The sequence below is a fragment of the Bradyrhizobium sp. CFUWI genome (assembly GCF_056429085.1).
The window spans coordinates 707,426-722,109 of sequence record NZ_JBWJZE010000001.1 but is presented as its reverse complement, the minus strand read 5'-3'; the positions used below and the strand labels follow the sequence as shown (position 1 = coordinate 722,109).

The window sequence follows — 14,684 nt, the reverse complement described above, 5'->3', positions numbered from 1 at the left end:
GTTCAGCTCAACACGAGGTCGAGCACCGCGGTATAATGGCATGCCGCGCCGGCCAAGACAAAGCCGTGCCAGATCGCATTCTGGAAGCGCAGCCGCCGCCAGGCGTGGAAAATCACGCCGAAGCTGTAGAGCACTCCGCCGGCCAGGATGAAGCCCAGCACCAGCGCCGGCAACGCTCGGACCACGGCATCGTAGAGCATCACGCCGCTCCAGCCCATCGCAAGATAAATGCCGACCGAGACGCGGTCGAAGCGACCGGGGTAGCAAAGCTTGAGCACGATGCCGAGAACGGCGACGCACCAGACGCCGGCGAGCAGCACCAGCGCGAACCCGCTGTCCTTCACCTCCAGGATGAACGGCGTGTAGGTCGCGGCGATCAGGAGATAGATCGCGGAATGGTCGAACCGGCGCAGCAGCCATTTGGCCGGCGACACCGGCCAGAGGTTATAGGTCGCCGACAGCACCAGCATCGAGAGCAGGCCGGCGATGTAAATCGAGACGCCGACGACGTCGGTCGCGTCGGCATAGATCGCCGTCAGCACCACCAGCACGGTGGCCGCGACGATGCCGGCGAGCACCCCGATCGCGTGGATGATGCCGTCGGCGATGAGCTCGGCGCGGTCGTAGTGCCAGCCCATCGCGTCGGCCGCGGCGTGGACAGAGCTGGATGCAAGCTGTTTCAGTTGGAAGACGGTCATGGCAATCCGCAAAATGAGGTAGTGCCCTCTGCTATGGGTGTTTGGGGATCGGCGCGTCGTTCAAACGGCTGACTGGCCGACAAAGGCGGTGGAAGTATGGAGCTTGATTTTCCCCACGCAATTGCCACTTTTGTGATCGGCCGCACATTCCTCCCGCCCCGGATCCTCTAACGTTCATATGGCATTCAGTTTCCAGGATATGGTCGAAGAGGCGCGGCTGTCTGCGCAGGCGCTGATCGACTATGGCGAGCACTTCTTCAATCCGACGGTGCGGTTAGGCGTTACCGGCCTGTCGCGGGCCGGCAAGACCGTGTTCATCACCGCGTTGATCCACGGCCTCACCCGCGGCGGCCGGTTTCCGGTGTTCGACGCCTATGCCTCAGGCCGGATCGCGCGGGCGCATCTGGCGCCGCAGCCCGACGATGCCGTGCCGCGCTTCGCCTATGAGAGCCATCTGCGCGCGCTGGTCGAGGAACGGCGCTGGCCGAATTCGACCGTCGACATCAGCGAGCTCAGGCTCGTCATCGACTATCAGCGCCCGAACGGCGCCGATCGCACTCTGACACTCGACATCGTCGACTATCCCGGCGAATGGCTGCTCGACCTGCCGCTGCTGCAGAAGAGCTTTGAACAATGGTCGGCGGAGAGCCTCGCCTTGTCGCGCGAGGCGCCGCGCGCGCATCTCGCCGGCGAATGGCACGCCCATCTCGCGACGCTCAAGCCCGAGGCGCGCGAGGACGAGCAGGCGACGCTCGCCGCTGCGAAGCTCTTCACCGACTATTTGCGCGCCTGCCGCGACGAGCGTTTCGCGATGAGCCTGCTGCCGCCAGGCCGCTTCCTGATGCCCGGCAATCTCGCAGGCTCCCCGGCGCTGACCTTTGCGCCGCTCGAGGTGCCCATCGGCGGGCACGCGCCGGAGGGATCGCTATGGGCGATGATGGTGCGCCGCTATGAGGCCTACAAGGACGTCGTGGTGCGGCCGTTCTTCCGCGATCATTTTGCCCGGCTCGATCGCCAGATCGTGCTGGCCGACGCGCTCGCCGCGTTCAACTCCGGTCCCGAGGCGCTGCACGATCTCGAAGCCGCGCTCGCCGGCATTCTCGATTGCTTCAACATCGGCCGTAGCACCCTGCTCTCCAGCCTGTTCCGGCCGCGCATCGACCGCATTCTGTTCGCGGCGACCAAGGCGGACCATCTGCATCATTCCAGCCACGACCGGCTCGAGGCCGTGCTGCGCCGCGCCGTCTCGGGCGCCGTTGCGCGCGCGGAAAGCACCGGCGCTTCCATCGACGTGGTTGCGCTGGCCGCCGTGCGCGCCACGACAGAAGCGCAGGTCGCGCGCGGCCGCGACAAATTGCCGTCGATCCTGGGAACGCCGGCCGCCGGCGAGAGCGCCGGCGGCGAGTTCTTCGACGGCAACACGGAAGTGGCGACCTTTCCGGGTGACCTGCCGCTGGATCCCGAACCGCTGTTCAACGGCCGTGATGCGTTCCGCGGCCTCGCGACCGAGGCTGCCGAGAGAAGCGATTTCCGCTTCCTGCGCTTCCGCCCGCCAACACTCGAGCGCGAAGGCACCGAGCCGCCGACGCTGCCTCACATCCGCCTCGACCGCGCCCTGCAGTTCCTGATCGGAGACAAGCTCGCATGAACGACCGATCGAAGCCACGGCGGCCGGCGACGTTCCGGCTCGACGATCCCGGCGTCGTCGTCACCGAAGCCGACGAGACGGCGCGGCTCGGCCGCGCCACCATCCAGATCACGCCGGAGCATGATCCGCAGGCGCTGCCGGTGCCGATCGAGGCGGCGCGGCCGGCGCGTCGCGGCTTTCCCTGGGGCACGCTGTTCTGGTCGGGGCTTGCCGGGCTGACACTGCTCGGCACCGGGCTCGGCGTAGTCCATCTGATCGAGGATCTGTTCGCACGCAGCGAAACGCTCGGCTTTGTCGGCCTCGCTTTCGCCTCCGTCACCGCGCTGGCGCTTGCCGTGGTGATCGGACGCGAAGCGTTTGGCCTCGCGCGTCTTGCCACGATCGAGCAATTGCATCAGCGCGCAGCCGCCGTCCTTGCCAGCGACGACCGCAAGGAGAGCCGCGTGATCGTGCAGGACCTGCTCAAGATCGCGCACCAGAACCCGCAGCTCGCGCGCGCGCGCGCGACGCTGGAGAGCCACACCGGCGAGATCATCGACGGCGCCGACATGATCCGGCTCGCCGAGCGCGAGTTGATGTCGCCGCTCGATGCGGAGGCGCGGCGGCTGGTGTCGTCGGCCGCGCAAAAGGTTTCGATCGTCACGGCGGTGAGCCCGCGCGCCGCGATCGACGTGCTGTTCGTGTTCGTCGCTGCGCTGCGCCTGATCCGCCAGCTTGCTTTTCTCTATGGCGGCCGCCCCGGCGCGCTCGGCATGATCCGCCTGCTGCGCCACGTCATCGCCCATCTCGCCATCACCGGCGGCATGGCCGCGAGCGACAGCCTGGTGCAGCAGATGCTCGGCCACGGCATTGCGGCGAAGCTGTCGCAGCGGCTCGGCGAAGGCGTGCTGAACGGCTTGCTGACGGCGCGACTCGGCCTCGCCGCGATCGACGTCACGCGCCCGCTGCCCTTCGCGGCGCTGCCGCCGCCGAAGCTGTCGGACCTCGCGACGGATCTGCTGCGGAAGAAGGATGGGGAAGAGTAGCGGCTCTTTTCGCCTCTCCCCGCTCGCGGGGAGAGGCCGGAGCGCATCGAAGATGCGATCCGGGTGAGGGGGACTCTCCGCGTGTCCAACTATCACCGTCTCCGCGGAGACTCCCCCTCACCCCAACCCTCTCCCCGCAAGCGGGGAGAGGGAGAAGAGGGCCAGCACCTTCCACTGAAACAGCGGCGAGTCCTTCGGCGGTGACAGCTCCGGGGTCCAGCCGGAGAGCTTTTCAATCGCGTAGGTATCCATCACGAGGCCGCGCCAGCGGCGTTCGACCTGACCGAGCTGTTCGCGTTTCGCCGGAATGTTCTGCCACAGCGACGAACGGTTGTCCGGCTCGCGGCCGACATAGATGCCGGCGTGGCCCTTGATCCGGTCCATGCCGGGATCGGCGAAATCCTGGAAGCGGCCGCGTTCGTTGATCTCGATGACGGGCACGCGCCCACGGAAAAGCCAACGCATCATGGCGTAGGTGCGATAGTCCGTGGTGGCGATCCAGGTCGCGCCGGTCTCGTCCAGTGCAGCTTGCGCGCGCGCGGCGACCTGCTCATAGCCGGCCTCGGCGCCGATCGGATCGATCCTGCCGAGCAGGTTCCATGGCGCGGCGACGTAATAGAGGAACACGATCACGACGAAGGCGATGCCGGAGACGATTGCGGTCCTCGCCCAGAACAGCGACGATCTCAGCATGCGCGCCGACCAATCCTCCTTCATCATCGCCACGAGGTTCACGGCGGCAGCGGCGAAGCCGACCGGCCACATGAACATCGGCCAGGTGTCGCCGACCCGGAGCGTGGTCGACTTCGCCAGGAAATACAGGAACGGCACCAGCACCGCGGTCGACAACAGGATCGCGACCGGCTCGCGCGTGCGATAGCCGCGCCACGCCGTCAGCACCAGTCCGGTCAGCACCACCGGCAGCATGACGAAGCCGACCAGGCCGAATTGCAGGCCGATGTAATCGCCGATGGTACGCAGCGAGATGCCGTAATTGGCGGTCGCCCGCACGCCCTGGAATCGGAACGAGGCCCAATCGTGCTGCGCATTCCAGATCAGCACCGGCGAGAACACGAGGGTGGCAACCAGCACGGCGAGATAAGGATAGGGGCTGCGCAACCAGCGCCAGCGCCAATCCGGCACCAGCAGAAAGGCGGCGACTGCCGGCGCGAACATGATCGCGGTGAATTTCGACAGCATCGAGAGGCCGGCGAACAGGCCGGCCGCCAGCCACCAGCGTCCGTCGCCGCTCTGCGACAGCCGCACCAGCGACCACATCATCGCCACCGCAAACGGGATCATGGCGACGTCGGGCGCGACCTTGGCCATCAGCAGGCCGTAATAGAGCGCGGCCTCCGGCATCAGCACCGCGAACATCACCGCGCGCGCATCGTGGGTGAGGCGGCGGACGATGTCGGCCAGCAACAGCTGCGTCAGCAGCATCGCGACGATGCCGCCGAAGCGGACACCGAGCGGCGTGTCGCCGAAGATCGCAGTACCGAGGCGGATCAGCCAGGCGATCCCCGGGGGATGATCGAGGAAGCTGAGCGCGCCCTCCTTCGACCAGGTCCAGTAATAGGCCTCGTCGGTGCGCAGCTCGATCGCGGAGGCGTAGACGATGCGGAGCAGCGTCATCGCGGCGATGACGAGCACGGCAACAAGGATGGGACGGCGTTCGGCGCCGTCTGGCTTCACGGGGATATCGGCAGCGATCGTCACGGCCGCGCTTTTCGCCAACCTCGGAGGGGGAGTCAATGCGGGGATGGGCAGCGGCGATCCAGCCCCGACGCGGACGCCGTAGGGTGGGCAAAGCGCAGCGTGCCCACGCCGTGCATAAACGGATAGACTCGGTGGGCACGGCGCTTTGCGCCTTTGCCCACCCTACGATTTCTGGGGGCGCTTGTCCGGGACGACGGCGGTGTGTGGGGCTCCCTCCCAGGCATGTGATCCCGAACCTGTCCACCCCCGGAATTAACCGCTAGGCTGGCTGTTCTCCTTCGTGAACTGATACAACCGAATCATGGCCACCGCTGCTGCACAGATGTCCGAGCTCGTCCGCGCGACCAGCGTGCGGCAGGTGCGGCTCGTCTGCGGCGTGATCCTGTTCTGCTATGTGATCAGTCATTTCCTCAACCATGCGCTCGGCAATATCTCGGTCGAGGCCATGGAGGCCGGGGTCACCTACCACACCCTGTTCTGGCAGTTCCTGCCCGTCACACTCGTGTTCTACACCGCCGCGCTCACGCATATGGGGCTCGGCATCTACGCGCTGTATCAGCGCCGCCAGTTCCGCTGGCGGACGATCGAGCCGCTGCAGCTCGCGCTGGGCCTGAGCATCCCCGCATTGGTCATGGGGCACGTGGTCGGGGTGCGGCTCGGCTACACGCTGTACGATCACCAGAAGCTCTACCCGCCGGAGCTCTATCTGTTCTTCGTCGCCGCGCCCGGCCGGCTCTGGCAGATGACGATCCTGCTCGTGATCGCCTGGGTCCATGGCTGCATCGGCATCTATTTCTGGCTGCGCCTCAAACCGTTCTTCACGCGCGCCGCGCCCTATCTGCTCGCCGCCGCCGTGCTGATCCCGACGCTGTCGCTGCTCGGCATCTACCAGGGCGGCCGCAACGTCGCGTTCGAAGCCGATGACAGGGAGTGGCGCGCGCAGAATCTCACCCGACGCCAGGTCGGCACCACGGCCGAGGCCGCGACGCTCGATCGCATCACCGGCGGCTTCACCATCGCCTATTTCGGGCTGCTGGGCCTGGCGCTGGCGGCGCGCGGCGTGCGCGCCTGGCGCGAGCGGCGCGGCGGCATGGTCGCGCTGTCCTATGGCAACGGCAAGACGGTGCGGGTCCCCAAAGGCCTCTCCGTGCTGGAAGCGAGCCTGCGCCACAATCTGCCGCATGCCAGCGTCTGCGGCGGCCGCGCCCGCTGCTCGACCTGCCGCATCCGGATCATCGGCGATCATGCCACCCTGCCCGAGCCGTCGCAGCGCGAGGCCTTCGTGCTGACCCGCGTCGGCACCAACGATCCCTCGATCAGGCTGGCCTGCCAGTTGCGGCCGACGTCGGATCTCTCCTTCTTCCAGCTCTTCACCCCGCAGACGTCGGCGGCGACAGCGCATGCCTCCGCGCCGGCGAGCATCGGCCAGGAGCGCTATCTCGTCAGCCTGTTCGTGGACATGCGCGGCTCGACGCAGCTCGCCGAGAAGCGGCTGCCGTTCGACACCGTGTTCATCGTCAACCGCTTCCTCGGCGCGGTGTCGCAGGCCGTGATCGAGAATGGCGGCCAGCCGAACCAGTTCGTCGGCGACGGCATGCTGGCGCTGTTCGGGCTGACCGCCGATCCGCAAACCGCCTGCCGGCAGGCGCTGAAGGCGGCAAGCGGCATCGCCACGCAGATCGACGAACTGAATCAGCTCCTGAGCCATGATCTTCGCCAGCCGATCCGCTTCGGCATCGGCATTCACGGCGGCGAGGTCATCATCGGCGACATCGGCTATCGCGATCACATCGTCTTCACGGCGCTGGGCGATGCCGTCAACGTCGCCGCCCGCCTCCAGGACATGACCAAGACGCTGGCCTGCGAGGCGATCGTCTCGGACGAGATCCGCCGTAGCGCGGGTCTCGCCGACGATGCCTTGCCGCACCAGGAGGTCGCGATCCGCGGCCGCGACGAGCCGATGGCGGTGCGGGTGGTGGCGGATGCACGGGAGCTGGCGGCGCTGGTCGATCGCAGCGAGCGCGTCGCGGCGTAAGGTGTGAGCCCCGGAGGCGCTGCGCTCCCTCCCCCGCTTGCGGGGGAGGGTTGGGGAGAGGGTGCTTCCGCAATGAGACCGTCCCCTAGAGGAGAAAGCCCACCCGGCGTGCTCGGGACGATGCTTCGCATCGCCCGGCGCGCAGGACAGGTGCACCGTCGCCGCCGCTACAGTTCGACTCAATTCACTGCCACCGCGTAACACCGGCCTGCTGCGACGCAGCGGCATGGGCCTGCTGCGAAAGCACGAATTGACTTCGTTCCGATCGTTGCAACAGATGAGCGCGGGTCCGCGGTGATGGCCGCTGACAGAAGAAAGGCTCCGGGAGGAGACGAGGATGTTCGATCGACGCGACCTGCTCAAGGGAGCGGGCTTGACCGCTCTTGCGGCCACACTGAATGCCACGAGGGCGTCGGCCCTCGAAACCGTCACGCTTCCGTTCGCCAACGGCGAACGGCCGCTGGTGAAATACCCGCAGAAGCGGCCGATGATCGGCCTCACCAGCCGGCCGCCGCAGCTCGAGACGCCGTTTGCGATCTTCAACGACGGTCCGATCACGCCGAACAACGCGTTCTTCGTGCGCTATCACCTCTCCGATCTGCCCTACGATCTGGATCCCGACAAATTCACGCTGGAGGTCAAGGGCAAGGTCGACAAGCCGCTCAAACTTTCGCTGAAGGACATCCGGAAGATGAAGGCGACGGAGATCGTCGCCGTCGCGCAGTGCTCCGGCAACAGCCGCGGCTTCTTCGAGCCGCGCGTCGCCGGCGGCCAGCTCGCCAACGGCGCCATGGGCTGCGCGCGCTGGCGCGGCGTGCCGCTGAAAGCCGTGCTGGAGATGGCCGGCGTGCAGAGCGGCGCCAAGCAGGTCACCTTCAACGGCATGGACGGGCCGGTCAGCGACAAGACGCCTGACTTCGTCAAGGCGCTCGACATCGATCACGCCAATGACGGCGAGGTCATGCTGGCCTACGGCATGAACGGCGAGGATCTGCCGTTCCTCAACGGCTTCCCGCTGCGCCTGATCGTGCCCGGCTATTACGGCACCTACTGGGTCAAGCACCTCAACGAGATCACCGTCATCGACAATGTCTATGACGGCTTCTGGATGAAGTCGGCCTATCGCATTCCGGATACACCGAACAACGCGGTTGAGCCCGGCACCGCGCCGAAAGCGACCATCCCGATCAACCGCTTCACCATACGCTCCTTCATCACCAGCGTGCCTGACGGCGCCAAGCTGAAGGCGGGAGCTGTGACCCTGCGCGGCATCGCCTTTGACGGCGGCAAGGGCATCAGGGAGGTCCAGGTCTCCACCGACGGCGGCAAGAGCTGGGTGAACGCCAAGCTCGGCAAGGATCTCGGCAAATACGCCTTCCGCGAATGGAAGCTGCCGGTGAAGCTTGCGGCGGGCAGCCATGAGCTCAAGGTCCGCGCCACCGGACATGGGGGCGAGACGCAGCCGGACACGCCGCGCTGGAACCCGGCGGGCTATTTGCGCAACGTGGTCGAGACCGTCCATGTGACGGCCGCCTGAGGGAGAATGATCATGCAGCGCACCGTTCTCCTCGCCGTCTCGCTCGGCCTTGTCGCCGCGATGGGTTCGGCACTTGCCGCGCCGGTCAACTACAAGACCCCTGATGAGGTCGCCGCGTTCAAGCCGGGCCCCGGCCTTGAGGTCGTCGAGGGCAATTGCAGCGCCTGCCACTCGGCCGACTACATCAAGACGCAGCCGCCGATGAAGGACAGGAAGGGCTTCTGGCAGGCCGAGGTGACCAAGATGATCAAGGTCTATGGCGCGCCGATCGACGATGCAGATGTCGGCAAGATCGTCGATTACCTGGCCGCGACGTATTGACTGACAGCGCGCAGCACGCGGGCTGTTTGACCGCGAAACGGGCAAAACCGGCAAAAGCGCCGCGAAGTTGAGCGGAATTCGGCGAAATGCCGATGTGGTTTGAGCTACCAAGCCCGCCACATTCCGCGTATCCTGTTAGGACCGAACCGGCCGGTTGGCGGGGACTGGCGGTTCGGAGATCTCGGAGGAAGACCCGCGGAGAAGTCGTGATGGCTAAAGGTACGGTCAAGTGGTTCAACCCGACGAAGGGTTATGGATTTATCCAGCCTGCGTCGGGAGGCAAGGATGTGTTCGTGCATATCTCGGCAGTGCAGAAGGCCGGTCTGTCGACCCTGAACGAGGGACAGACGGTGGAATACGAAGAGATCGCAAACCGGGGCAAGACTTCCGCAGAGAACCTCAAAGTATAAGCCCGCCAGCCTTTGCTGCCTCCCGGATCACCTTCCGGGAGCGGGCCAAGAAAATTTCAGAAGACGGCCAGTGCATTCGACGACAGGCGTTGCGATTGCACGAGGATAGCTATTTTTTCCTGCGAAGACCGCTTGTTCGACGCCGCAGCAACGACAATCGCGACGACATGTCGTCAGCCCACCGGCAACGGTGCGTCGCGCTTGATCTCTTCCATCACCGCATAGGTCCGCGTCTCGCGCACGCCCGGCATCGACAGCAGGGTCTCGCCGAGGAAGCGTCGATAGGCGGACATGTCCGCAAGCCGCGCCTTCACAAGATAGTCGAAGCCGCCGGCAACCATGTGACACTCCAGCACCTCGGGCGCGAGCTTCACCGCGCGCGCAAACCGCTCGAAATTGTCGGGCGTGGTTTTGTCGAGCAGCACTTCGACGAACACCAGAAGGCCAAGGCCGAGCCGATGCGGGTTGAGCCGCGCGCCGTAGCCCTCGACGAAGCCCTCGCGTTGCAGGCGCTTCAGCCGCTCGCCGATCGAGGTCGGCGACAGCCCGATGCGCTCGGCGAGCTCGACATTGGCAATCCGGCCATCCTCCTGTAAAATCGAGAGGATTCTCCGGTCGATGCGATCTAATTCCATAGTTTCCGAGGTCATTTGCCTACCAATCTTCATTTTCTAAGGCAAATGAGCTAGATTGTCTATCGAACTACGGTCACGCGGGCATTATCCTGAATTCAGCCACAGGACACGCCATGCCGAACATCCCGCTTCCCTTTAGCGCCCCCTACGCGCCAGACGATGCCGAGCTCGCCGCGCAGCTGTTACCGGCGTCGCATCTCAGTCCGCCGCGGGAGGCACGGATCGACCGTACCGCGACCCGGCTGATCGAGGCGATTCGCAAGCGCGACGACCGGCTCGGTGGGGTCGAGGACATGCTGCGGGAGTTCGCGCTCTCGACCAAGGAGGGCCTCGCGCTGATGGTGCTGGCCGAAGCGCTGCTGCGCGTGCCGGACGCCCGCACCGCCGACCAGTTCATCGAGGACAAGCTCGGCGAGGGTGACTTCATCCACCACGAGACCAAGTCCACGGCCTTCCTGGTCAACGCCTCGGCCTGGGCACTCGGGCTGTCGGCACGGGTGATCCAGCCCGGCGAGACGCCGGACGGCACCATCGGCCGCCTCGTCAAGCGACTGGGCGCGCCGGCGGTACGCACCGCGACGCGCCAGGCGATGCGGCTGATGGGCAACCATTTCGTGCTGGGCGAGACCATCGAGCAGGCGCTGGAGCGGGCTCAGCCGCGCTCCGGCCAGAAGCCGCGCTATTCCTTCGACATGCTCGGCGAAGGCGCGCGCACGGCGGCTGACGCGAAGCGCTATTTCGATGCCTATGCCAGCGCGATCGAGACCATCGGCAAGGCGGCAGGCACTCATTCCCTGCCCGACCGGCCCGGCATCTCGGTCAAGCTCTCGGCATTGCATCCGCGCTTCGAGGCGATCAGCCGCGCGCGGGTGATGGCCGAGCTGGTGCCGCTGCTGCTCGATCTGGCGCAGCGCGCCAAGGCCCATGACCTCAACTTCACCGTCGATGCCGAGGAAGCCGACCGGCTGGAGCTGTCGCTCGACGTGATCGCAGCAACGCTCGCCGATCCCTCGCTCAAAGGCTGGGACGGATTTGGCCTTGCGATCCAGGCCTATCAGAAACGCGCCGGCGCCGTGATCGACTATGTCGATGCACTCGCGCGCGCGCATGACCGCAAGCTGATGGTGCGCCTCGTCAAGGGCGCCTATTGGGACACCGAGATCAAGCGCGCGCAGGAGCGCGGGCTCGACGGCTATCCCGTGTTCACGCGCAAGGCGATGACGGACCTGAACTACGTCGCCTGCGCGACGAAGCTGCTGGCCTTGCGGCCGCGCATCTTCCCGCAATTCGCCACCCACAACGCGCTGACGGTCGCGACCGTGCTGGAGCTCGCCGCAAGCGGCGGCGGCTTCGAGTTCCAGCGCCTGCACGGCATGGGCGAGGCGCTGTACGAGCAGCTCGCCAAGGACCAGCCTGACATCGCCTACCGCACCTATGCGCCGGTCGGCAGCCATCGCGACCTGCTGGCCTATCTGGTCCGGCGACTGCTGGAGAATGGCGCCAACTCCTCCTTCGTGGCGCAGGCTGCCGATTATCGCGTGCCGGTTACGGCACTGCTGCAGCGGCCGGCGGATGCCATTGTCCGGCCGCAAGCGGCGGCCCATTCCAAGATTTCGTTGCCAGGCGATCTGTTCGCGCCGGAGCGGCGCAATTCGCGCGGCGTCGAATTCGGCGCGCGCCGCGCGCTCGAGCAATTGCTGGCCGACGTGAAGGCCGAAGCTGTGGACCTCAAGCCCATCGCCGATGCCACGCCGGATCAGACCAATGCGGCACTCGCTGCGGCGGTTGCGGGCTTTGCCGCCTGGAGCCGGACGCCGGCAGGCACGCGCGCGGCGGCATTGGAGCAGGCGGCGCATCTGCTGGAGCGCCGCAGCGCCCGCTTCATCGCGCTGCTGCAAGCCGAGGGCGGCAAGACGCTCGACGATGCGCTCTCGGAGCTGCGCGAAGCTGCGGATTTCTGCCGCTATTATGCCGCGCAAGGCCGCAAGCTGTTCGGCGCTGATACCGCGATGCCCGGCCCGACCGGCGAGAGCAATGCGCTCGCGATGCGGGGTCGCGGCGTCTTCGTCGCGATCTCGCCATGGAATTTCCCGCTGGCGATCTTCCTGGGGCAGGTCACGGCCGCGCTGATGGCCGGCAACAGCGTGGTGGCAAAGCCGGCCGAGCAGACGCCGCGCATCGCGCGCGAAGCCGTCGCCCTGCTGCACGAGGCCGGCATCCCCAGAAGCGCGCTGCATCTCGTCACCGGCGACGGCAAGATCGGCGCGATGCTGACGGCGCATCCTGGCATCGCCGGCGTCGTCTTCACCGGCTCGACCGAGGTCGCACGCCTGATCAACCGGACGCTCGCCGCCAAGGACGGGCCGATCGTGCCGCTGATCGCCGAGACCGGCGGCATCAACGCCATGATCGCGGACGCCACCGCGCTGCCCGAGCAGGTCGCCGACGACGTCGTCACCTCCGCGTTCCGTTCCGCCGGCCAGCGCTGCTCGGCGCTGCGGCTCTTGTTCGTGCAGGAGGACGTCGCCGATCGCATGATCGAGATGATCGCGGGCGCCGCGCGCGAACTGAAGATCGGCGATCCCTCCGATGTCGCGACCCATGTCGGCCCGGTGATCGACCTCGAGGCCAAGCAGCGCCTCGATGCGCATATCGCACGGATGAAGCGCGAGGCTCGGCTGCACTTTGCAGGCGACGCACCGGAGGGCTGCTTCGTCGCGCCGCACATCTTCGAGCTCAAGGACGCCGGCCAGCTCACCGAGGAGGTCTTCGGCCCGATCCTGCATGTCGTGCGCTATCGCGCCGAGAATCTCGCGCGCGTGTTGCAGGCCATCGAGCGTACCGGCTACGGGCTCACCCTCGGCATCCACTCCCGCATCGACGACACGATCGAAGCCATCATCGACCGCGCCCAGATCGGCAACGTCTACGTCAACCGCAACATGATCGGCGCCGTGGTCGGCGTGCAGCCGTTCGGCGGCAACGGCCTCTCCGGAACCGGCCCCAAGGCCGGCGGCCCGCACTACCTCGCGCGCTTCGCCGCCGAGCAGACTGTGACCATCAACACGGCTGCGGCAGGCGGCAATGCTGCGTTGCTTGCGGGTGAGGAGTGAGACGGCGTCCGAGCCCTCTTATCAACGCACGATAGCAGTTCCGTCATCCTGAGGTGCGAGTGGCGCGATGCCAGCATCGCGCCGGGAGCCTCGAAGGATGTACGGCCCCGATGCAGCCGGGCCGTCGCCCTTCGAGGGCCGCTGAAGAAGCGGCCACCTCAGGGTGACGGGAGATGGGTTCGGGTCCGTGGCGGACGCGCGCCGACTACCGCAATGGGCCCTGCACCGGGCGCCGTTGCATCCCGCGGAAACATCGGTCTAATGCTCCCATGAATGCGCCCGTGCCAATTCCAGCGCGCGGGAAACGACTGAAGCGAGGGAGCGACGCTGCGATGGATAAGGGCATTTTTGCCGGCCTGAAAGTTCTGGACTGCGCGAGCTTCATCGCAGCGCCCGCGGCCGCGACCGTGCTGTCGGATTTCGGCGCCGACGTCATCAAGATCGAGCCGCCCGGCGCCGGGGATCCCTACCGCAATCTGCCCAACCTGCCGGGCTATCCCACGGGCGAGCACAATTTCGCCTGGCTGCTGGAAGCGCGCAACAAGAAGAGCATCGCGCTCGACCTCGCAAAGCCCGAGGCGCAGGCGGTGCTGTACAAGCTGGTGGCGGAGGCCGACGTCTTCATCACCAACATGCCGCCGCCGGTGCGCGCCAAGCTCGGCATCACCTATGATCATCTCGCCCATCTCAACGACCGGCTGATCTACGCCTCCTTCACCGGCTATGGCGAGAAGGGCGAGGAGGCCAACAAGCCCGGCTTCGACAGCAACGCCTATTGGGCGCGGTCGGGCCTGATGGACCTCGTGCGCGCCGACACCGACACCACCCCGGCGCGCTCGGTCGCCGGCATGGGCGATCATCCCTGCGCCATGGCGTTCTACGGCGCCATCGTCACCGCGCTGTATCAGCGCGAGAAGACCGGCAAGGGCTCGCATGTCGCCTCCAATCTGATGGCGAACGGGGTGTGGGCGGCGAGCGTGCTGGCGCAGGCAAAACTCTGCGGCGCCAAGTTCGGCGAGCGGCGCCCGCGCGAGCGCGCGCTCAACGCGGTCGCCAACCACTACCAGTGCAAGGACGGCCGCTGGCTGATCCTGTCCCTGCTGAGCGAGGAGAAGCAGTTTCCGACGCTGGCCAAGTGCCTGGGGCGCGAGGACCTGATCGCCGACCCGCGCTTCGCCACCAAGGCCGACCGTCACGCCCGCTCGGTCGAGCTGATCAAGATTCTGGACGAGACTTTTGCCACCAGGGATCTCGCCGAATGGCGGCAGATCCTCGACGGCAACGGCCTCGTGTTCGGCGTTGTCGCCATTCTCGACGACATCCCGAACGACAAGCAGATGCTCGACAACGAGGTGCTGGTGCCGTTCGAGAACGACACCATGCTCACCATCAACAGCCCGATCTGGATCGACGGCGCCAGGAAGGTGCAGCCGCGCAAGCCGCCCGCCGTCGGCGAGCACAGTGACGAGATTTTGCGTGGGGCGGGATACGACGAGGCGGCGATCAAGCAGCTGCGCAGTTCGGGCGCCGTGGGGTAAGGTGG

11 protein-coding genes are annotated in these 14,684 nt (G+C 66.5%); 8 read left to right on the top strand and 3 right to left on the bottom strand.

Translation table 11 applies throughout. The features are described from left to right. Positions 1–2: 2 nt before the first annotated feature. Positions 3–698: a PAQR family membrane homeostasis protein TrhA gene (gene trhA, locus AC066S_RS03455; protein WP_478268920.1), complete on the bottom strand. Its 696-nt coding sequence runs from the start codon at positions 696–698 to the stop codon at positions 3–5. Positions 699–876: 178 nt separating this feature from the next. Between trhA and AC066S_RS03450 the strand changes: the two genes are divergently transcribed. Together AC066S_RS03450 and AC066S_RS03445 are read left to right on the top strand one after the other, a co-directional pair. Continuing rightward, entirely contained in the window at positions 877–2,346 is a 1,470-nt protein-coding gene (locus tag AC066S_RS03450) for a YcjX family GTP-binding protein (RefSeq protein WP_126259211.1), read from the top strand. Next, entirely contained in the window at positions 2,343–3,371 is a 1,029-nt protein-coding gene (locus AC066S_RS03445; protein WP_126259210.1) for a YcjF family protein, read from the top strand. Before AC066S_RS03450 ends, AC066S_RS03445 begins: the two co-directional genes overlap by 4 nt. 117 nt (positions 3,372–3,488) lie before the next feature. Here the strand turns inward: AC066S_RS03445 and AC066S_RS03440 are convergent, their stop codons facing one another. Further along, the gene (locus AC066S_RS03440) at positions 3,489–5,006 is read right to left on the bottom strand and encodes a glycosyltransferase family 39 protein (protein WP_478268946.1); all 1,518 of its coding nucleotides are present in this window, start codon (positions 5,004–5,006) and stop codon (positions 3,489–3,491) included. A gap of 385 nt (positions 5,007–5,391) precedes the next feature. On the opposite strand from AC066S_RS03440, the gene AC066S_RS03435 reads away from it, so the two are divergent. From AC066S_RS03435 to AC066S_RS03420, 4 genes are all read left to right on the top strand, one after another. Further along, positions 5,392–7,125 carry an adenylate/guanylate cyclase domain-containing protein gene (locus AC066S_RS03435; RefSeq protein WP_478268919.1) on the top strand — a complete coding sequence of 578 codons (1,734 nt, stop codon included), beginning with the start codon at positions 5,392–5,394 and terminating at the stop codon, positions 7,123–7,125. Positions 7,126–7,462: 337 nt separating this feature from the next. Next, a complete protein-coding gene (gene sorA, locus AC066S_RS03430) occupies positions 7,463–8,662 on the top strand; it encodes a SorA family sulfite dehydrogenase catalytic subunit (protein WP_478268918.1) in 1,200 nt (399 codons plus the stop codon). Positions 8,663–8,674: 12 nt separating this feature from the next. Further along, the gene (sorB, locus tag AC066S_RS03425; protein ID WP_164718799.1) at positions 8,675–8,983 is read left to right on the top strand and encodes a SorB family sulfite dehydrogenase c-type cytochrome subunit; all 309 of its coding nucleotides are present in this window, start codon (positions 8,675–8,677) and stop codon (positions 8,981–8,983) included. Positions 8,984–9,192: 209 nt separating this feature from the next. Next, positions 9,193–9,393 (top strand): cold-shock protein, encoded by a 201-nt coding sequence (locus AC066S_RS03420; RefSeq protein WP_008563500.1) that lies wholly within the window; start codon positions 9,193–9,195, stop codon positions 9,391–9,393. 173 nt (positions 9,394–9,566) lie between these two features. On the opposite strand, the gene AC066S_RS03415 is transcribed toward AC066S_RS03420, so the two are convergent. Beyond that, entirely contained in the window at positions 9,567–10,028 is a 462-nt protein-coding gene (locus AC066S_RS03415; protein ID WP_126259205.1) for an Lrp/AsnC ligand binding domain-containing protein, read from the bottom strand. 113 nt (positions 10,029–10,141) lie between these two features. Here AC066S_RS03415 and putA point away from each other — a divergent pair, with 113 nt between their 5' ends. Then, on the top strand, positions 10,142–13,141 hold the full coding sequence (putA, locus tag AC066S_RS03410; protein ID WP_478268917.1) for a bifunctional proline dehydrogenase/L-glutamate gamma-semialdehyde dehydrogenase PutA: 3,000 nt from the start codon (positions 10,142–10,144) through the stop codon (positions 13,139–13,141). A gap of 332 nt (positions 13,142–13,473) precedes the next feature. Then, positions 13,474–14,679 (top strand): CaiB/BaiF CoA transferase family protein, encoded by a 1,206-nt coding sequence (locus AC066S_RS03405; protein ID WP_478268916.1) that lies wholly within the window; start codon positions 13,474–13,476, stop codon positions 14,677–14,679. Positions 14,680–14,684: the final 5 nt, after the last annotated feature.

Coding starts and splice junctions, on each gene's coding strand:
- sorA (WP_478268918.1), top strand. CDS start 7,463: ATGTTCGATCGACGCGACCTGCTCAAGGGAGCGGGCTTGACCGCTCTT.
- AC066S_RS03440 (WP_478268946.1), bottom strand. CDS start 5,006: ATGACGCTGCTCCGCATCGTCTACGCCTCCGCGATCGAGCTGCGCACC.
- putA (WP_478268917.1), top strand. CDS start 10,142: ATGCCGAACATCCCGCTTCCCTTTAGCGCCCCCTACGCGCCAGACGAT.
- AC066S_RS03435 (WP_478268919.1), top strand. CDS start 5,392: ATGGCCACCGCTGCTGCACAGATGTCCGAGCTCGTCCGCGCGACCAGC.
- AC066S_RS03450 (WP_126259211.1), top strand. CDS start 877: ATGGCATTCAGTTTCCAGGATATGGTCGAAGAGGCGCGGCTGTCTGCG.
- AC066S_RS03415 (WP_126259205.1), bottom strand. CDS start 10,028: ATGGAATTAGATCGCATCGACCGGAGAATCCTCTCGATTTTACAGGAG.
- AC066S_RS03420 (WP_008563500.1), top strand. CDS start 9,193: ATGGCTAAAGGTACGGTCAAGTGGTTCAACCCGACGAAGGGTTATGGA.
- AC066S_RS03445 (WP_126259210.1), top strand. CDS start 2,343: ATGAACGACCGATCGAAGCCACGGCGGCCGGCGACGTTCCGGCTCGAC.
- sorB (WP_164718799.1), top strand. CDS start 8,675: ATGCAGCGCACCGTTCTCCTCGCCGTCTCGCTCGGCCTTGTCGCCGCG.
- trhA (WP_478268920.1), bottom strand. CDS start 698: ATGACCGTCTTCCAACTGAAACAGCTTGCATCCAGCTCTGTCCACGCC.
- AC066S_RS03405 (WP_478268916.1), top strand. CDS start 13,474: ATGGATAAGGGCATTTTTGCCGGCCTGAAAGTTCTGGACTGCGCGAGC.